The organism is Acinetobacter sp. YH12128, assembly GCF_013418655.1.
Lineage (GTDB): Bacteria > Pseudomonadota > Gammaproteobacteria > Pseudomonadales > Moraxellaceae > Acinetobacter > Acinetobacter amyesii.
In genome coordinates this window covers 171112-190451 of sequence record NZ_VPBO01000001.1, presented here as the reverse complement: position 1 = coordinate 190451, position 19340 = coordinate 171112, and the positions used below count along the sequence as shown (strand labels likewise).

General features: G+C 40.6%; 17 protein-coding genes. 13 read left to right on the top strand and 4 right to left on the bottom strand.

Going from position 1 to position 19340, the window contains the following annotated elements; genetic code table 11:
* Positions 1 to 60 precede the first annotated feature (60 nt).
* From FTU64_RS00955 to FTU64_RS00905, 13 genes are all read left to right on the top strand, one after another.
* Positions 61 to 567, top strand: coding sequence for a hypothetical protein (locus FTU64_RS00955; RefSeq protein WP_218950822.1), 507 nt, complete (start codon positions 61 to 63; stop codon positions 565 to 567).
* Between the two features lie 129 nt (positions 568 to 696).
* Positions 697 to 4269 (top strand): DNA polymerase III subunit alpha, encoded by a 3573-nt coding sequence (dnaE, locus tag FTU64_RS00950; RefSeq protein WP_180059076.1) that lies wholly within the window; start codon positions 697 to 699, stop codon positions 4267 to 4269.
* A 51-nt stretch (positions 4270 to 4320) separates the two neighbouring features.
* On the top strand, positions 4321 to 5163 hold the full coding sequence (locus FTU64_RS00945; RefSeq protein ID WP_078193553.1) for an RNA methyltransferase: 843 nt from the start codon (positions 4321 to 4323) through the stop codon (positions 5161 to 5163).
* Positions 5156 to 5965, top strand: a complete 810-nt coding sequence (gene cysE / locus FTU64_RS00940) for a serine O-acetyltransferase (protein WP_180059075.1) — start codon at positions 5156 to 5158, stop codon at positions 5963 to 5965. The genes FTU64_RS00945 and cysE overlap by 8 nt, the downstream gene beginning before the upstream one ends.
* A gap of 106 nt (positions 5966 to 6071) precedes the next feature.
* Entirely contained in the window at positions 6072 to 6986 is a 915-nt protein-coding gene (locus FTU64_RS00935) for an ABUW_2363 family tetratricopeptide repeat lipoprotein (RefSeq protein ID WP_180054454.1), read from the top strand.
* 167 nt (positions 6987 to 7153) lie between these two features.
* On the top strand, positions 7154 to 9121 hold the full coding sequence (locus tag FTU64_RS00930; RefSeq protein ID WP_373886552.1) for an esterase/lipase family protein: 1968 nt from the start codon (positions 7154 to 7156) through the stop codon (positions 9119 to 9121).
* 250 nt (positions 9122 to 9371) lie between these two features.
* The gene (locus FTU64_RS16285) at positions 9372 to 9584 is read left to right on the top strand and encodes a hypothetical protein (protein ID WP_257222165.1); all 213 of its coding nucleotides are present in this window, start codon (positions 9372 to 9374) and stop codon (positions 9582 to 9584) included.
* 54 nt (positions 9585 to 9638) lie between these two features.
* Positions 9639 to 9845 (top strand): hypothetical protein, encoded by a 207-nt coding sequence (locus FTU64_RS16280; protein WP_257222164.1) that lies wholly within the window; start codon positions 9639 to 9641, stop codon positions 9843 to 9845.
* 365 nt (positions 9846 to 10210) lie between these two features.
* Entirely contained in the window at positions 10211 to 10366 is a 156-nt protein-coding gene (locus FTU64_RS16275; protein WP_373685804.1) for a hypothetical protein, read from the top strand.
* A gap of 286 nt (positions 10367 to 10652) precedes the next feature.
* A complete protein-coding gene (gene mutS, locus FTU64_RS00920) occupies positions 10653 to 13283 on the top strand; it encodes a DNA mismatch repair protein MutS (protein ID WP_180027306.1) in 2631 nt (876 codons plus the stop codon).
* A gap of 386 nt (positions 13284 to 13669) precedes the next feature.
* Positions 13670 to 13993, top strand: a complete 324-nt coding sequence (fdxA, locus tag FTU64_RS00915; RefSeq protein ID WP_004651686.1) for a ferredoxin FdxA — start codon at positions 13670 to 13672, stop codon at positions 13991 to 13993.
* 138 nt (positions 13994 to 14131) lie between these two features.
* Complete coding sequence (locus tag FTU64_RS00910) at positions 14132 to 14854, top strand: D-Ala-D-Ala carboxypeptidase family metallohydrolase (RefSeq protein ID WP_078188751.1); 723 nt, start codon at positions 14132 to 14134, stop codon at positions 14852 to 14854.
* A gap of 131 nt (positions 14855 to 14985) precedes the next feature.
* The gene (locus tag FTU64_RS00905) at positions 14986 to 15651 is read left to right on the top strand and encodes an O-methyltransferase (protein ID WP_180059073.1); all 666 of its coding nucleotides are present in this window, start codon (positions 14986 to 14988) and stop codon (positions 15649 to 15651) included.
* Between the two features lie 211 nt (positions 15652 to 15862).
* Here the strand turns inward: FTU64_RS00905 and FTU64_RS00900 are convergent, their stop codons facing one another.
* From FTU64_RS00900 to FTU64_RS00885, 4 genes are all read right to left on the bottom strand, one after another.
* Positions 15863 to 16705 (bottom strand): universal stress protein, encoded by an 843-nt coding sequence (locus tag FTU64_RS00900; protein WP_180059072.1) that lies wholly within the window; start codon positions 16703 to 16705, stop codon positions 15863 to 15865.
* Between the two features lie 130 nt (positions 16706 to 16835).
* Entirely contained in the window at positions 16836 to 17453 is a 618-nt protein-coding gene (locus tag FTU64_RS00895; protein ID WP_180054460.1) for a DapH/DapD/GlmU-related protein, read from the bottom strand.
* Positions 17446 to 18045 (bottom strand): YigZ family protein, encoded by a 600-nt coding sequence (locus FTU64_RS00890; RefSeq protein ID WP_180054462.1) that lies wholly within the window; start codon positions 18043 to 18045, stop codon positions 17446 to 17448. Before FTU64_RS00890 ends, FTU64_RS00895 begins: the two co-directional genes overlap by 8 nt.
* A gap of 102 nt (positions 18046 to 18147) precedes the next feature.
* Positions 18148 to 19338: an HlyD family type I secretion periplasmic adaptor subunit gene (locus FTU64_RS00885; protein ID WP_078193562.1), complete on the bottom strand. Its 1191-nt coding sequence runs from the start codon at positions 19336 to 19338 to the stop codon at positions 18148 to 18150.
* Positions 19339 to 19340: the final 2 nt, after the last annotated feature.

The window sequence follows — 19340 nt, the reverse complement described above, 5'->3', positions numbered from 1 at the left end:
ATTGCTGATTATGACTATGTCACTAGTATTAAGGCAAATGATGTTGACTTAGCCTTACCCTTGCCTGCATCAAAAGCAAATGCATTAATCAGCAAAAATCCAGTAAAGCTTAAATATGAATATTCAGAATGTGCCGGCAATACTGAATTTCATGTCACATCAAAAGGTAAATTTCTAAAATTTGAAATTTATGCTGAGGACAATTCTCAAGTTAAAAATGATTCATTCTATAAAAATAAAAGCAGCTTCGCCCAACTTGGACAAACCAAAGGGAATGTTTGGATGGAATGGGATAACTCCACTCAAATACGCGTTAAAATTCAAATTGGGTCAAAACATCTGATAAGCCAATATGACTATCAACAATTTGTAAAAGACTTTACCAAAAGTGCAAAATTAGCCAATCCAAATGAAGTGGCTTATGTGATTTTACTCTCACCGACTCATGCAAAATCCGTGCTGAAAGAGCCGCATAACTATGATTTACCCTATATTGGCAATCTACTCTTCAACTTTAAAAATAGCAAATTAATAGCTTTTTCAGTTAATCAAGGTATTGCTTGCTAAATGGTGATTATCATACAGCGTTTATTGCTTAAACAGTGAATTTATAAATCTGCATAAAGCCATGCAATAAACGCAAGTTTGATCTCAGAGCATGCTAAAATCAGCAGCTGTTTTCGCAGGGACTCATCTATGCACTTTGTACATCTTGGTATTTTTACAGAATTTTCCATTACTGAATCTATTGTACGTATACCTGATCTTGTAAAAGCTGCAGCTGCAGATGAAATGCCCGCTCTGGCCATTACTGACCTTTCAAATCTACATGCTGCTGTAAAATTCTATAAAAAGTGCTTAGATAAAGGCATTAAACCCATATTTGGTTCAACCATTCGTTTGAATGATGCTGAGCACAAAGCTACTCTTCTAGCGATGACCAATAAAGGTTGGCGCAGTCTAACAGAGTTGGTTTCTGAAGGTTATATTTCAGGTCAACAGCTTGATATTCCTTGCGTAAAAAAAGATTGGATTTTAAATCAACACCAAGACTTGATTGTTTTACTGGGTATGCAAAGTGATGTCGGCAAAATGCTTTGCTCTTCCAACCCGCAAAAAGCTGAACCACTGTTAGCTGAATGGGTCGAAAAATTTGGCAATCGTGTTTACTTGGCTATTACCCGAACTGAGCGCTCGGGTGAAGAAGACTTTATTCACGAAGCAGTAAAACTTGCGAAGAAATTTAACATTGGTGTGGTTGCTCATAACGATGTGCATTTTATACATAAAGAAGATTTCGAGGCACATGAAGCACGCGTTTGTATTGCCGATGGCTATGTCCTCGGTGACAATCGTCGCCCTAAAAATTACAGTCCTGAACAGTATTTTAAAACTGCCGAGGAAATGACGGAGCTGTTTGCAGACATTCCAACGGCTATAGAAAATACCTATCACATTGCACGACGCTGTAATGTGTCACTACGTTTAGGCTTCCATGACCTTCCCGATTATCCAATCCCTGAAGGTCATACCATTGACACCTATTTTGAACATTTATCAAAAGAAGGTTTAGAAGAACGCTTAGCGCATTTATATCCTGTCGAACAGCGTGGTGACGACTGGCCAGAAATTCGTAAGCCTTATGATGAACGTTTGGCTTATGAAGTCGGGATCATCCTGACCATGCAATTCCCGGGTTACTTCCTGATTGTCATGGACTTTATTCAATGGTCTAAAGGTAATGGCGTCCCTGTCGGTCCAGGCCGTGGTTCGGGTGCAGGTTCATTGGTTGCCTATAGTTTAAAAATTACCGACCTTGATCCACTGCGTTATGACCTACTGTTCGAACGTTTCTTAAACCCAGAACGTGTATCGATGCCCGACTTTGATGTCGATTTCTGTATTGCAGGTCGTGACCGTGTTATTGACTATGTAGCACGTACCTATGGTCGTGATGCGGTTTCTCAGATTGCAACTTTCGGGACCATGGCAGCAAAAGGTGCGATTCGTGACGTAGCCCGTGTTTTGGGTAAATCTTATGGTTTGGCTGACCGTATTTCTAAAATGATTCCGACCAAGCCTTTAGGTTTAAGTTTGGAAGAATCGATTGAGGCCGAACCACAGCTCAAAGATATTGTCACCAATCCATCAAACCCAGATAACGACGATGCAGCCGAAATTTGGGAAATGGCACTCAAACTTGAAGGCATTACCCGTAATACAGGTAAGCATGCCGGTGGTGTGGTTATTGCACCAACCAAGTTAACTGACTATTCAGCAGTACTGTGTGATGCAGATGGAACTAACCGTGTCGCCCAATTCGATAAAGACGATGTGGAAGCAGCCGGCCTAGTCAAATTCGACTTCTTGGGCTTACGTAATTTAACGGTAATTGAAGATGCCATTAAGCACATCAATGCCCGTCCAGATATCACTACACCTGTCGACATTTCCCTGATTCCTTTGGATGATAAACCTGCCTATGCCGTGTTCGCAGATGCGAATACCACAGCAGTCTTCCAGTTTGAATCCGTCGGCATGAAAAAAATGCTGAAAGAGGCACGTCCAAGTAAGTTCGAAGAAATTATTGCTTTCGTGTCTTTATACCGTCCAGGCCCGATGGATCTGATTCCTGACTTTATTTACCGTATGCATGGTGGCGAGTTTGAATACTTACATCCATTACTAGAAAGTGTCCTTGAACCGACATACGGCATTATGGTGTATCAGGAACAGGTAATGCAAGCAGCGCAGTTCTGTGCTGGCTATAGCTTAGGTGGTGCGGATTTACTTCGTCGTGCCATGGGTAAAAAGAAAGTCGAAGAAATGATTAAGCACCGTCAGATCTTTACTGAAGGTGCTGCAACCAAAGGTATTGATGCAGATACGGCCAACCATATCTTCGACTATATGGAAAAATTCGCAGGCTATGGTTTTAACAAATCCCATGCCGCTGCCTATGCCCTTGTTGCATATCAAACTGCTTGGTTAAAAGCACATTTCCCTGCTGAATTTATGTCAGCGGTAATGACTTCGGAAATGCAGAACACTGACAACGTAGTGTTCTTGATCGATGACTGTCGAATTAACGGTCTTGAAGTTTTACCTCCATCGGTCAATATGTCTTTGTACAACTTCCATGCCAGTGATCCAGAAACGATCGTATACGGTTTAGGTGCGATCAAAGGTGTCGGTGAAGCTGCCATGCAGTCTGTGATTGACTCACGTATCCAAGATGGTCCCTATAAAGACCTGTTCGACTTCTGTCATCGTATTGACCTGAAAAAAATCAATAAACGTACCCTTGAAGCATTGATTCGTAGTGGCGCACTGGATTGTTTAGGTTTAGAACGTGCTGACTTGATGGCACAGCTCCCTGAAGCCGTTCAAGCGGCGGATCAAGCACGCACTAACCGCGAAACAGGCATGATGGACTTGTTTGGCGAAGTGGAAGAAGTTCAGCGTAAACCTGCCAAACCTGTCAAACCGTGGTCAGATGAAGTTCGTCTTAAAGGTGAAAAAGACACACTCGGCCTTTATTTAACAGGTCACCCGATTGATGTGTATCGCCCAGAGTTAAAAGCCTTTATTTCACAGCGTATTAATGAACTTACGCCTACACGTCGCGGTGTCACTACAGTATTTGCAGGCCTAGTCGTCGATGTAGCCAACTTCCCGAACCGTATGATGGTGACACTCGATGATGGTACAGCACGTATTGAAGTGTCTGCGAATCACGAACGTTTTAACCGCTTCAAAGACGTGATTCAAAACGAAAAAGTGGTGGTGATTGAAGGTGAAATTTATGAACGTGAAGGTTTTGACCGCCCTATGGGTCGCTTAACTAAAGCCTTCAGTCTGAACGAAATCCGTCAAAAACGTGCCAATGCGATTCAAATCAAATTAACGCCGGAACATTTTAGTAAAACGCTCTCACGCGACATCCAAAATATTCTACTGCCTTTCTGCAATGTCGATATGTGTACGCATATTCCTGTGCAGTTATATATTGACTATCCATATGCGACGGCTGACATTCATTTGGGCTTAAACTGGAAAGTTGCCCCGCTAGATGAGCTACTGTCTAAGCTGCGTGACTACTTCGGTAAAGAATCTTTGCATGTCGAATATCATGTCAAATCCAAAGCTGCCAAAGCGGTAAGTTATGAACAAGCCTCTATTCCTGCGCAGGTTCCGCCACCGCCAGATGGGATGAGCATGGATGATGCCATGGATTTATACCAAGCAGAAGCCAATCAATTTTCTTAAAGTTTAAACGCTGTTTGAACTGCTTTTTTAAATAAACATATTGGAAATATCATGAATCAAACTGACAATGCTGCGGTTTCAGCACATCTCTCCCATGTGCGTATTGTCATGGTGAACACAACATTACCCGCAAATATTGGTAGTGCATTACGTGCCATGAAAACCATGGGACTTTCAAAGTTAGTCTTAGTTGCACCGAAGACTTACCCGCATCCGGACATTAATGCCTTAGCTGCCGGTGCTGTCGATTTAATTGATCAAATTGAAATCGTTGAATCACTAGAAGATGCCATTAAAGATTGTCATATTGTCTTTGGTACTAGTGCGCGTAGTCGTACCATCCCATGGCCATTACTTGACGCTCGCCCTGCTGCCGAAATGTCTCTCAAAGCGGTCTGCGAACAACAGCAAGAAATTGCCGTGGTGTTTGGCCGTGAAGACCGTGGTTTGACCAATGAAGAATTGGCAATGGCCAACTACCACGTCACTATTCCAGTAAATACTGAATATGGCGTATTGAACGTTGCCCAAGCGATTCAGGTGATTTGCTATGAAATGCGTATGGCTGCCCTTGCACATACTGAGTTAACGGCAAATCCTGATGCCAATATGCATGTGACAGATGACATTGATATGGAATGGGATGAACCTTTGGTGACCCATGAAATGATGGAACAGTTCTACCCGCATATTGAAAAAATGCTGGCAGAGATTGAATTTATGGATCCAAAAAATCCAAGATTATTACCTTTACGCTTGCGTCGCCTATTTGGACGTATACAATTAGATCGTATGGAATACCACTTATTACGTGGCATCTTTAGCCGAGTACAGGCATTAAATAACGGAACATGGAAAAAATCTACAGACAATGAGGATCAATCTAATGCTTAAGCAGCTCAAAGAAGATATACAGGCTGTATTCGCGCGCGATCCTGCTGCACGAAATACACTCGAAGTCTTAACGACTTATCCAGGAATTCATGCCTTGATCATGCATCGTATGGCACATGAACTTTGGAAAAAAGAGTGTAAAGGCTCAGCTCGCTTATTGTCTTCTTTTAGCCGCTTTGCCACAGGCATTGAGATTCATCCGGGTGCGAAAATCGGTCGTCGTTTCTTCATTGACCACGGTATGGGTGTGGTGATTGGTGAAACAGCTGAAATTGGTGATGATGTCACCCTTTACCATGGTGTGACCTTAGGGGGCACAACTTGGAATAAAGGCAAACGTCACCCCACCTTGGAAGATGGCGTAGTGGTTGGCGCTGGTGCAAAGATCTTAGGCCCATTTACGGTAGGTAAAAATGCCAAAGTCGGCTCAAATGCCGTGGTGACTAAAGAAGTTCCTGCAGATACTACCGCTGTAGGTAATCCAGCACGCTTTATCACGAAAGATAAGCCAAAAGATGAAGCTGAAAGCCGTCGTCGCGATTATGCAGAAAGTATTGGTTTCCAACCGTATGCTGCAACACAAGACCAAACTGACCCAATGTTAGAAGGTATGCGTGTGTTGTTAGATCGTATTCAGCACAATGAAAAACGTATGAATAATTTGTGTCAGCGTTTGTCTCTCCTTGACCCAACGTTCAAAAAGCAACAGCTCAATGAACAACCTTTTAGTCAGGAAGAACTTAAAATCATTGAAGATGTGCGCCGCGAATGCGAAGCTCAAAGTAGTCAATCTAAGGCTTAACCAAAAGCAATCAGAATAAGTTGCCTTTAACTTGCATGTTGTTCAGAGTTTTTTTAGACTGACCAACATGCTTTTTTGTATAAAATAAATTTAATGGATGAATCATATGACGCTTAAGCCCTTGGCAGTTGCTTGTATTGCTTTAACCCTTGCCGCTTGTGGAAGCGCCCCAACTAAAAATAATGCTCCTAAAGATGCCATGATTTTTGTAGAGCCTGAACTGACTCCACCTTTCTACGCACTCAACCCATTTAACTACGATGCACCACCTCCTTTTGAATTAAATTTACAAAAAGCTGCAGCACAGCCTGTGACTAAGATGGTGGTAACTAGCCCGACCGACCCATCTAAACAACTGACACTTGAAGAAAACCGTCTGATTATTCCAATTGTAGACAGCAAAGTACGTTCAATGAAATTTGCTGCTTTAGCGGGTGATAATGAAATCGACATTACTGAAATTGATGATTTCTTACAGCTCGTTGAAGGTAAAGCACGTCACTATCCACCTCGTTTTGTTCAACGCCAAGAACGTAAAGGGTTTGAACTTAAACTTAAAGAAGTGACGCAAAAACTAGATACCCTTGCATCTAAAGACAACGCATCTTTTGATGTTTTAGTTCGTGCTTTTAAAGCCAGTGTGATGGCACGTAACCTCGACTTAGGTTCTGTATACACCACTAAATCATTAACTTACGCACAGCGTATTTTAAAAATCAACCAAGATGATGCTGAAGCAAACTTCTGGTTCGGTTTTGGTTTATCTGAAGGTGGTGGTCAACGTGAAGCGATCCCATACTTAGACAAAGCGATGAAAGCGGGTGTTCAAGAAGCTTATCTTTCTGCAGCAAATAACTATATTGCGATGGAACAAAAAAAGAACGCAATTCAGGTCTTAAAGAACTATAAAGTCAAATACCCACAAGAAGGCGAAGTCGCTGACCGCTTAATTCAAGAAATTGAAAAACAAGGCCGTTGGAATGTTTGGCAAGTTTTAAATCCGCCTAAAGCTGCGTCTTAATTGTAACGATTTAGAAAATTCTTTTGAAAAAAGACCGTTTTAACGGTCTTTTTTCATTTAAGGCGAATTGAAAATCCTGACAATTATCGTATGATTTGAAAATATTTAACCCAATGTGCGACCCCTTTATGCAGCTAAATACTAAAACAATACTGCTCCTTGGAATCATGAGTACCAGCGTCCTGAGTGGATGCCAGGTCGTCAGCGTCAAAAACCAAAAACTGAACGTCTCCATTGCCAATGAACGTGAAAGTATTATTTCTCGAAACAAACTCAGCGAAGCCAGTTTAAACGTCTTGTCGATGACAGGTCGTGAAGCCAAAGCGTGTATAGAAGACCCGAAAGCCTGTGTTGATGAACTACAACAGATCCCACAAATTCAAGACGAACAATTATTGTCTACGGCAAGTGAATTATATTTAGCCAAAGCAATCGAATATGAATCTTCTTCTGCCTGTAAAATAGGTTTACTGACTAGCCACAAATCAGAAGAAAAACAAAAAATTGAACAAGACGCCTATAACAAATGTTTAGATCAACAGCTGACGCTACTGGATAAAAGTATCCGCTATAGCTATGCGTACATGTTTAAAACCAAACGTGCGCCTGCTGACCGTATTTTTGATAACCGCCAAGTTCAAATTCGAGATTTCTATAATCAAGGGATTGCCAAACTGGTCAGCAGCTATGCACTACGTTATAAACCACAAGAAGTCACCCAACAGATCAAAGTCGGACAAACCACCTATCATATTGACTTCAGCCACTATCCAGAACTCAAAAATCGTAAAATTGAACAATTGATGTCAACCTATAACCTCAACTTCTCAGGTTTACGTTCTATTACCCGCCGAGATGGTTTTGGTTCCGAATTTCTTGTGGTTTTACCCGAAGAACATACAGTTGAAACAGGCAAAGCCAAATACATTATCAACCCAATAGATTTTAAATATCCGTCTGGTTCAAACCCTAATATCCATCAAGCGCGCTATTTAGCTGCAACCTTAACAGCGGAACCTGTAAGCACCACAACTTCAGTTGATCAAATTTTAAATCAGCATGAGTTTCAAATTAAGGCTTACGACCCGTACAAATATGAACAGGTCAATATTGCCAATAAAAACTATGCCCTTGCAGCCAATTTTTCTGCACCTTATGGTCTTTGGTTAGCACAAAACAACTTGGGCAAGGCAGCGTATTTATCCCTGATTGACCGTGATGAAAAACTCACGATGCCACATTTATACATGCTTGAACCATATAATCCTGACAAAAAAGTCATCGTTTTGGTACATGGTCTTGCTAGTAGCCCTGAAGCATGGATTCGTCTCACCAACGATATTATGGGCGATTCAGTGCTACGTGAGCATTATCAAGTGTGGCAAGTGTTCTACTCAACCAACATGCCGATTATTGAAAGCCGCTTCCAAATTTATTCCATATTGACTCAAACTTTTAATAAAGTCGACGCCAATGCTGCAGCTAAAAAAGATGCGGTTTTAGTTGGTCATAGTATGGGCGGAATTATTGCACGACTACTGGTTAGCCAAGCCGATACCACACAATCTGCTTTGAAAATGATGAACTCACGTCAATTAAATCAGTACCGCAATATTCCAGTCGTGAAGCAGCGTATGGTAATTGACGATATTCCAAATTTCAGCCGTGCGATTTTCTTGGCTGCACCGCATCGTGGTACTGAATACGCAGATCGTTGGTTTACCAAAGCTGCTCGAAAAATCATTAAACTTCCGGGCGCTTTCTTATCAGCCATGGGTGATGTGTTAACTCAGGAAGAAGACCTGAAAGATTTATTCCGTGAAATCGACCACGGCTTAATCCAAAATGGACCAAGTGACTTAAGCCACCAATCCAAATTTATTGCGCTCACTGAAGATATTCAGCCACGTATAGGTTTGAAGTTTCACTCAATTATGGGAAATAACACCAACAGCCAAGATAAAAATGTAATCTCAGATGATGTCGTGCCATACACCAGTGCGCATTTAGAGGGTGCTGTTTCAGAAAAGATCATTAAAGGTGGTCATTCAATTCAAGAAACCCCAGAAGCTGTACTCGAACTGCGCCGTATACTACGACTGCATTTGATTGAACTTGGCCTCTATAAACCATAATGCAATACAACATTTAATTCGATCTACATATTTTAAAACCGATCTCAGGATCGGTTTTTTTCATTTCTGCATTTACTTGAATAGGCCAATATTCACATAATTATTATATAAGCCTTTATTTTTTAATCATTTTAAAACTCAAAATCACTTGTTAAATTTTATACAAATCTTATATTAGAGATAAATACGGGTTAAATATAGACAAAAAAGTTGTGCACATATCCTAAATTTTTTATGAGCATATCGAATTATGAAATTAAAAGGCTCAAACTTACTTCATCGGGATGAAATTGAGGGTTTAATCAAAACTCGATTAAATAAAGTTTATTTTACGCCAAATTTAGAATCCATTTATCAGCCGCTCTACCGTGATGAAGCGGCGAAAGAATTTCGTTTTCGCGGGATCATTATTTTTTTCCTGTATGCCCTGTTATGTTCAGGGATTTATCAAGTGATTCCATAACGCAGTTTTGTAGATTCCTCTGTATATTTGGGTAGTGTTTATCACTCTGATCGCATGGGATTTTTCTTTTTTTCCGCATTAACCCCTTATTTTAATGTTTATACTTGTCTAGGCTCGATGTGCGCTGTTGCGATCATATTTACTGTGATTTGTAATGATCACAATGATGCGCTATTACATGCAGCCATGAAGTATGCCTTGGTCATCATCTATGCCTTTGTTGGTATGCGTTTTTATATTGCCATGGTTGCGGGTTGGTAGAACATGACCCACTGACTGGGCTAGCAAACCGTCGTCCGTTATAAGGAGCTTTAGAACAGCTATGGCATTATGCCCTACGCCATCAACAGCCTTTAAGCATCATGGTGATCGATATCGATTTTTTGAAAATTAAAATGATCATTTAGGTCATCAGGCGGGTGACATCTGCCTCACATAAATTACTGAGGTTTTGTCTCAAATCACTAATCGAAATGGTGAGTTAGCTGCACACTATGGCAGCGAAGAGTTTTTACTCCTCTTTAGGGTGTTAACTGAAGCTAAAAATTGAACCTTTGGCAGCCGATTTATTATGCAGAATTTAATCACTCGAACTTCCACATCCAGCCAACCATATGTCTAAATTTGTGAAGATTAGCATCGGTACGGAAACGATCATTCCATCTACATCTGATCAAATTCAGAAATTTATATTGGCTGCCGATCAAGCGCTTTACCTTGCAAAAGGCAGCGGTCGCAACCAATATCGATTAGCTCAGGCTGAAGCGCAGCTAGATGTTTGAGTCAGTCTATCGCTTTGTGAATTTATCCATTGTTGAATTTACACACAGACTTTTTAGCGTTTATAAATAATATTTTGACTGCTTTTTTTACATGCAGACAAACCTTTTCTGGCATTTTCCTGTCACTTTTTTTGCTAGAATCAGCAACACGATTTGTTAACGTACACCTGTGGTTTTGAATGAAGAGACAAAATAAATATAAGGACTTTTTCTAAATCCAATTTTCATCAAAACAGTGTTTTTCGTTTAGCAGCGCACAAATTTTTATTTTAAGGTATTTCGTTTCATGCAAGCTGATAATTCCAAAGTTGACCTTTCAACCCTGACCCCGATGATGCAACAGTACATGTCAGTCAAAATGCAAAATCCGCATTCACTGATGTTTTATCGGATGGGTGATTTTTATGAGCTCTTTTTTGAAGATGCGCATAAAGCAGCAAAACTCTTAGGAATTACACTGACACATCGTGGTAAAGCCAATGGTGAGCCTATTCCAATGGCAGGTGTCCCATACCATGCTGCTGAAGGCTATTTAGCCCGCCTTGTAAAAAAAGGTGAAACGGTGGTGATCTGCGAACAAATTGGTGAAGTAACTGGCAAAGGGCCGGTTGAGCGCGGAATTGTCCGTATCATTACCCCGGGGACATTAACGGATGACGCACTGATTGCCTCTCATCAAAGTTCAAATTTAGTCGCAATCTGCTTACAACAAAATCAAATCGGGATTGCTTTACTGGACCTCAGTGCAGGTATTTTCAAAGTTCAGCAAATGGACTATCAACTGGAACAATTGGCAATCGAACTTTCTCGTTTAATGCCGAGCGAAATTTTGATTGATGAAGATCTTATTGACCCGAATATTGTCGAGCAAATTAAACGTCAGTTAGACTGCCCTGTTACTAAACGTCCAAATGTCGACTTCAATTTAAATAACGCGCAAAAAACGCTGTGTGACCAATTTGCAGTAGCCACACTTTCAGGTTTTGGTATTGACCATTTGCCTTTGGCGAAAGCTGCCGCAGCGGCTTTGATTCACTATGCAAAAGTCACTCAAAAAACCGCTTTACCACATATCCGCAGCATTCAACTCGAACAAAGTAGTGATTTCGTGGCGCTCGATCCCGTCACTCGTCGTAACTTAGAACTGATTGATCCCCTATTTGAACATGGTACTTCCCTGTTCCAACTAATCAATGATTGCCAAACTGCGATGGGCGGCCGCCTATTGAGTCGTACCTTGATGCAGCCTTTACGAGATACCGCTTTATTGGATGCGCGTTTAGATGCCTCACAAGCGATGCTGCAAGGCTATCATGAGTCTCCGATCCGCTTAGTTCTCAAAGAAATTGGCGATATTGAACGTGTGCTATCTCGTGTAGCGCTCGGCAGTGCTCGTCCACGAGACCTAGTTCAGTTACGTCAAACTTGTGCACAAATTCCCTATCTTCGACATGCACTTGAACCGATCATTCAGGCACATCAATCTAAGCTGATCGCTCAGTTAAATGATGAAATGGGTGATTTTCACGGCTTACATGAGCGTCTCATGTCTGCCATCGTAGAAAACCCGCCGGTGCTTTTACGTGATGGAAATGTGATTGCTGAGGGCTTCGACACTGAACTGGATGAACTGCGTAAAATTCGTGACCATGCAGGACAATTCCTCATCGATCTCGAAATCAAAGAGCGTGAACAAACCGGAATTTCAACCTTAAAAATTGGCTATAACCGTGTCAGTGGCTACTATATTGAACTGACTCGAGCGCAGGCTGAGCAAGCACCTGATCATTATATTCGCCGCCAAACCCTAAAAAATGCGGAACGCTACATTACCCCTGAGTTGAAATCTTTTGAAGATAAGGTACTTTCGAGTGAGTCACGTGCATTAGCGCGCGAAAAAATGCTTTTTGAACTATTACTCGATGAATTACGTGCAGATATTGGCAACTTACAAATGATGAGCGCCGCTATAGCGCAAATTGATTTACTGGCTAATTTTGCCCATCAAGCTCGATTACGAAATTGGTCACGTCCTGAATATAGCCCTGAAGTTGGGATCAAAATCAAAGCCGGACGTCACCCAGTTGTGGAATCTCTGAGCAAATCAGCATTTACTCCAAATGATACTAGTTTGGACTTTAATCACCGCATGGCGATTATCACAGGGCCAAATATGGGCGGTAAATCGACCTTTATGCGCCAAACTGCCTTAATCAGCTTATTAGCCTACTGTGGTAGCTTTGTCCCTGCCCAATCTGCCGTATTAGGGCCGATCGATCGGATATTTACCCGTATAGGATCTGCCGACGACTTGTCTACAGGCAAATCAACCTTCATGGTGGAAATGACTGAAACCTCACAGATTCTACATCATGCGACCAATCAATCATTGGTACTGATGGATGAAGTCGGACGTGGTACGAGTACCTATGATGGCTTATCTTTGGCGTGGGCATGTGTGCTCGATCTCACGCGTCGCATTAAATGTTTATGCCTATTTGCAACGCATTATTTTGAGCTCACCGAGTTAGGCAAAGACGCCAATATAGATAACTATCATGTGACTGCTCGTGAGCTAAATGGCAACCTGATCTTACTGCATAAAGTTCAACAAGGCCCGGCGAGTCAAAGTCATGGTCTACAGGTGGCAAAGCTTGCAGGTATTCCTGCAGCTGTGATCAAAGAAGCGCAAAATCGCCTTCGTATATTAGAAACTCAGCAAAAACAGCAACTCAATACGGCTGTACAAACCGATCTATTCTCGGCACTCGCAGAGCCTGAAGTCATTGAACGCGTAGTTGAAGTTGAAAAAACATCGCCCGTACTTGATGCCTTAGCAGACATTGATATCGATAACTTAAGTCCACGTGAAGCATTACAACAGCTTTACACTTTAAAGGATTTACTTAAGATCTAAATTGAGCAGAAGCGATAGATGAGATATGCAAAGAACACCAATGAAGGTGTTCTTTGCATTGACACCATTCAAACGCGTAAATTAGTGAATGTTTGCTATCTACTACTGCGGCTATTCAGCAATAAATTGATAAAAAATTAATGTTCTAAAATGTTTCATGCTTAAAATGCACATAAAAATATTGTTCGATAAACAGATGTAATTTAATCAGTTTTTTGAGTATGATTCTCATTCATTGTGAAATTTACATAAATTGTTCAGTTTTTAGTGATTTTAACAGCACTGCATATAATAATTATCAATAAAAGGAATTGTTAGTTACCCTATTTTTTGCCTAAAATACACCATTAGTTTATTAGAACCATATTTTTTAGGTAGCTGTCGCCATGACCTTTGTTGTCACTGAAAACTGTATTAAATGTAAATATCAAGACTGCGTAGAAGTTTGCCCTGTTGACTGTTTCTATGAAGGTCCAAACTTCCTTGTTATTAATCCAGATGAATGTATCGACTGTGCGCTATGTGAACCTGAGTGTCCAGCTAACGCGATTTTCTCTGAAGATGAGTTACCTGAAGGTCAAGAAGTATTTATCGAACTTAATACTGAACTTTCTCAAAAATGGCCGAACATCACTCAAATTGGTGATCAACCTGCCGACCGTGAAGAGTGGAACGGTAAAGCTGATAAATTACAATATCTTGAAAAGTAATTTTACGCTTTCATGAAAAGATCAGCACATGCTGATCTTTTTTTATACTTAAAGCACACATTTCATTGCAAATTATTCAAATTTTCTCAATCAAATTGGATTAAAATAGAACGAGTTTATAAATAATTGATTTCTATAATGAAGCATTTACTCAAGGGATTATTGTCCGTTGCAATATTTCCTCTTGTTTTCATTGGTTGTACAACTACACCACAAAAACAAGGTCACACTATTACAACTCCCGACGGTAAACGTATTTACATACCTCAAGAAAAAGTGACGACCATCAGACAAGCCCCGCCTAAAGTGGTGCCTTATGCGTACAACTCATGGGTCGCGTCTGTCGATAATTTACGTCGCGTTCGAGACTATGAAGTCTTTTTAGAGAAAAATGGTGTAGGCAATATCATCCCTTCATTTGAGCTGATGCGTACTGCACGTGATTGGCAAAAATGTGGTCGCTCAGAATATATGGTGCCTAACCGTGAATTATGGCAAAACCAAATTGCGACCTTACGTGTCTTTAAATATTTAGTTGCTGCAAATATCTTAACGGACTTTGAAGTGACTTCAGTTTATCGTGATTTGCCTTTGAACCAATGTGCCGGTGGTGCAAGTTCATCTCGTCACCTATATAACTCGGCGATTGATTTCCGTATTGGACCTGCGTACCCACAGCCCGAAGACTACAGTTATATTGAAAATACCAAGTTCCGTTTATGCCAATTTTGGTCACAACACGGGCAGAGTCTCAATATGGGATTAGGTTTATATGCCAGCGGACAAATTCATATTGATACTCAAGGCTACCGTACTTGGGGGCCTGATCACTCAAGTCGCTCATCAATGTGTAATTACTAAAACATTACATCGTCATATCAAGACCTCTTCGGAGGTCTTTTTTGTACATAAAATATTCAAATATAGAACAATAAATTGCGATGTTGGTGGAAAGGTTTAAAATGCTTGCATCAATCACGAGGTGCGACAACATGCAACAAATGTGGACAGACATTGATGCTTACATCGATTCACATTTAATTCCTGAAGATCCAATATTGACCCAAACACTTCAACATACGGATGAACGTGGCTTTCCTGATCATCTTGCTGTAGCGGCTAATCAAGGCATGCTGCTTCAAATGTTAATCCAAATGAACAAGTGTAAACGCGTTTTAGAACTTGGAACTTTTGCAGCCTATAGCACCATGTGGTTAGCACGTGCCTTACCTAATGATGGTTACATTCTGACCATTGAAGGTCGTGATACACATGCTGCCCTCGGTCAAGAAAATATTGATAATGCAAAGCTTGCACAAACGATAGAACTGAAATGTGGTCGTGCGGCAGATATTTTACGTGCCCTTCCTGAAGATACCGAACCTTTTGACTTTATTTTTGTCGATGCAGACAAACAGAGCTACCCTGAATATTTAGAATTAAGCTTAAATTTATCTCATTCAGGTACAGTGATTGTTTTAGACAATGTAATTCGTGCAGGTGAGATTCTAAATGCTGAAAACCACAAACCAAGCATTGAAGGTATCCGTGATATGTTCAAAGCCATGCAAAATCATCCAAAAATTTTATCTTGCACGGCACTTCAAACTGTAGGTTGTAAAGGTCATGATGGTTTTGCGATTGCAATCGTCAAATAATCTCAATCGAGGTGTTTTTTAAACACCTCGAATAAAGGTATAAAAAACAATCAATATAATATTTTATTTTAAAAACAATTACCTACAAATACTACACACAGAGTTATCCACAATTTTTGAGGATAACTCTGATTATTTTTAAATCAACAACTTATTATTTATTTACTCGTAATTGTCCGTCTATTAAATCAACTCTGTTCGTTTGCTCAACTTATTTTACAACCAACAATGGAACACTCGAATTTCTGAAAATACTGGTGGTGATACTGCCCAAGAAGAACTGATGGATTTTACTGTGGCTAAAAGCGCCAAGTACGATTAACTGAATACCATGCTCTTGTTGATAGTCCAGAATATTTTCCGAAACATCGCCATAACGGTATTCCGTCACCACATCGAGCCCCGCATTGGTTAAATAATTTTTTGGATCATCCAAGATTTGTGGGTGATCTCCAACATAGACCAAATGACATTGTAAAAGTTTGAGTAGGTCACTTTGTGCCACACGCTTCATTAACTCAACACATTTAGGCGAATATTCATAGGCAAAAATAAAACGAGTCGGTGGTTTAAACGTTGGCCCTACAGTCATAACTGTACAACATGCACCACGTATAAAGTTTTCAACATTACTACCAAGCGGCTTATTGCGCTCTGCTGAACGTTCACCCACGCGACCAATTAAAACAATATCGTCATCTTGCAACACATTAAAACTTTGCTCCAAGAAGTCGCCCTTTTCCTGAATATGGGTGGTTTGAATACCATGCTTATCTTGGATCATTTCAGAAATGTGTTTGAGCAAGTTATTACTATAATCTAACGCTAAATCACTTTGTTTTTGTTCTAACTCCGCAAGTTCTTTCAAGAGCATGGCATTACTTTCAAACCCAATCACGCCACTGATTTCACCTAAGTGATAACTTGCCGGATAGTAATCTAGTATTTGTAGTAAAACCAACTCACGGTGCGTTTGTTTAGCAACCCAAGCAGCAGCATCAGCTAGTGCATTAATGCATGGAGAAGAGTCGATACAGGCGATAACTCGTTTCATGATTAGCCCTCGTTTTATTATTGCTTGGCTATAAAATGTTGTTTGTTATTTTTAACTTATCACAACTCTGTTTCACTGTGCATGCATTTGTGTAAGCATAAAAATGATTTATGACCTATTTGGTGATTATTTATTCACGATATCGAATGAATTTTGCAGGATTACCCACAATAATGGCACGTGCTTCAACATTTTTCGTCACCATACTGTTCATACCGACCACAGCCTGCTCAGCAATGTGAATGCCATCCTTGATTCCAACATGCGCCCCTAACCAAACATCACGCTCTATCTCAATCCCTTGTGATCGTACAGCCTGCTGATAAATGGGTTGATTAACATCCATTCCATGATCAAAAGCGTATAAATGGCAATATGCCGCCATACGAACCTGATCGTGAATTTTGATGCCCACTCGCCCACCATCTAAAATACAGTGATGATTGATCGCCACTTCATTGCCTATTTCTATTGGGCCATGCAAAGTGCAATCCGCCGCAATAAAGCTGTTATCTCCAATAACAATCTTACGTCCCGGTTCGGCAAAAATATGAGCCAATGGCGATATAAAACAGTTTTCACCAATTTCAACGGTTTCCATCGATTTGAGATAGTCTTGATATTCCTGTTGCCAAGCTTCGGCCCAACCACGATTTTTCGGTTTAAGTGACCAATACAACCAAGGCATATAATTCAGACGATGCTTATGTTGCTCTCGATATTTCAATAATGGATCTTGTTCATTCATCTTCATCAGCCTCGATGATATGCAATTGTTCACGTCCGCGAGTTACATCTTGAATCTTTAACTGTAGCGGTTGGATTTGATGAATTTGCAATGCTGCAAGTACATTTACGCCCTGCGCTGTATAGTCTTCCTGAAATTCAATTTGCTGCTGATTGAGTTCATATTGGAAAATTGCCCATTCATTAAACTGACAACTAAATTGCACTTTTTTCTTCTCAATAAGTTCAATTTTTTCAGCTTGTAAAAGGCATTGACCTGCACAGCCACCATAGGCACGTACCAATCCCCCTGTCCCGAGCTTAATTCCGCCATACCAACGATTAACCAAGACCAACACGTTGGTTAGGTCATTCCCTTCTATGGTTGCTAGAATGGGCCGACCTGCTGTGCCTGAAGGCTCACCATCATCATTAAAACGTACGGTATGTCCAATTTTCCATGCCCAACACTGATGTGTTGTTGAGATATCTTTATGGGCTTCGAGAAATTCTTTAACGGCTTGTTCATTTTCCACAGGAACTGCGATGGCTTGAAAACGACTTTTTTTAATGTCTTCTTCATATTCAAACTGTGCGGCGAGTGTAAATGGCATAACGTCTTTAGATCCTATATCAAAGGATATTATAGCGTTTTTTGAAAGACTTACATCCACAAAAAAGCCCCCAATGCTGGAGGCTTGATTGGCACTGCGCTATTAACGTTCGCGAAGTGCTTCTTTTGCTTTATTGAATGGCTTGATTAAGTACTCAAGTACAGTTTTCGAGCCGGTACGGATATCAACTGTCGCCACCATACCCGGAGTGATACTAAAACTTTTACCTTCTTTATTGCTTAATTTATCACTATCTGTACGAATATAAACACGATAATAGAACTGATCTTGTTTCACTTCATCACGTAAAGTATCTGGTGAAATGACGGTCACTTTACCTTTTAGACCACCATAGATCGAATAGTCATATGCCGTAATTTTCACTAAGGCTTCTTGACCCGGACGAATAAAAGCAATATCTCGCGGTGAAATACGTGCTTCTACCAAAAGCTGTTCATCCAAAGGTACAATAGTCATCAATTTACCATTTTGCGGAATCACACCGCCCAATGTCATCACATCAATCTCTTTGACCACACCACGAACTGGAGATTTAAAAACGGTACGGCTCAGCGTATCCGATTTGCCTTTCACCACTTGTTGCTGCGATTCAATATCAGTATTGGCTTTCGACAATTCTTCCCGTGATTTCACCAAATATTGGTTACGGACATCATTTAACTGATTTTGTAAGTCATTCGCTGAACGCTTTAAACGAAGTACTTCAACTTCACTTGCTGCCCCTTTAGCAACGAGCGGCTCAGTCATGGCCAATTCTTGTTGAACTAACACCAATGCCTGTTTTAAGCCGGCAACAGATTCTTCCAAGTTTGCACGACGTGAATGATATAAAGCTGTTTCTTCCTTCACTAAAGCTGGAATCTTTTGAACATCTTCAGGAAAGGTTAATGGTGTACCATTCACTTCTGCACGTAAACGTGCTGCTGTCGCACGTGATGCCACAAGTAAAGACTCGGTTTCACCAACATTTGATGCGAAGCGTGTTGGATCGAGTTGCGCAAGGACTTGACCTTGTTCAACAATTTGACCTTCCTTCACATTCAACTTGGTTAAAATACCTCCCTCAAGCGACTGAACAATTTGTTCTTTCGAAGATGGAATCACTTTACCTGTCCCTGTAGAGACTTCTTCTAATTTAAACAACCAAGCCCAAACTAAAAGGATTGCCAGACCAATCGTAATAATCCAAATGATTAAACTCGATTTCGGTAATGGTGGCTCTTTAAAGCTGACTTTGGTCGAGCGTTGTATTTCTTGTTTATTTTCACTCATGA

Coding starts and splice junctions, on each gene's coding strand:
- FTU64_RS00935 (WP_180054454.1), top strand. CDS start 6,072: ATGACGCTTAAGCCCTTGGCAGTTGCTTGTATTGCTTTAACCCTTGCC.
- FTU64_RS00895 (WP_180054460.1), bottom strand. CDS start 17,453: ATGAATGAACAAGATCCATTATTGAAATATCGAGAGCAACATAAGCAT.
- cysE (WP_180059075.1), top strand. CDS start 5,156: ATGCTTAAGCAGCTCAAAGAAGATATACAGGCTGTATTCGCGCGCGAT.
- FTU64_RS00945 (WP_078193553.1), top strand. CDS start 4,321: ATGAATCAAACTGACAATGCTGCGGTTTCAGCACATCTCTCCCATGTG.
- FTU64_RS00905 (WP_180059073.1), top strand. CDS start 14,986: ATGCAACAAATGTGGACAGACATTGATGCTTACATCGATTCACATTTA.
- mutS (WP_180027306.1), top strand. CDS start 10,653: ATGCAAGCTGATAATTCCAAAGTTGACCTTTCAACCCTGACCCCGATG.
- dnaE (WP_180059076.1), top strand. CDS start 697: ATGCACTTTGTACATCTTGGTATTTTTACAGAATTTTCCATTACTGAA.
- FTU64_RS00930 (WP_373886552.1), top strand. CDS start 7,154: ATGAGTACCAGCGTCCTGAGTGGATGCCAGGTCGTCAGCGTCAAAAAC.
- FTU64_RS16285 (WP_257222165.1), top strand. CDS start 9,372: ATGAAATTAAAAGGCTCAAACTTACTTCATCGGGATGAAATTGAGGGT.
- FTU64_RS00900 (WP_180059072.1), bottom strand. CDS start 16,705: ATGAAACGAGTTATCGCCTGTATCGACTCTTCTCCATGCATTAATGCA.
- FTU64_RS16280 (WP_257222164.1), top strand. CDS start 9,639: ATGGGATTTTTCTTTTTTTCCGCATTAACCCCTTATTTTAATGTTTAT.
- FTU64_RS00890 (WP_180054462.1), bottom strand. CDS start 18,045: ATGCCATTTACACTCGCCGCACAGTTTGAATATGAAGAAGACATTAAA.
- FTU64_RS00885 (WP_078193562.1), bottom strand. CDS start 19,338: ATGAGTGAAAATAAACAAGAAATACAACGCTCGACCAAAGTCAGCTTT.
- fdxA (WP_004651686.1), top strand. CDS start 13,670: ATGACCTTTGTTGTCACTGAAAACTGTATTAAATGTAAATATCAAGAC.
- FTU64_RS00910 (WP_078188751.1), top strand. CDS start 14,132: ATGAAGCATTTACTCAAGGGATTATTGTCCGTTGCAATATTTCCTCTT.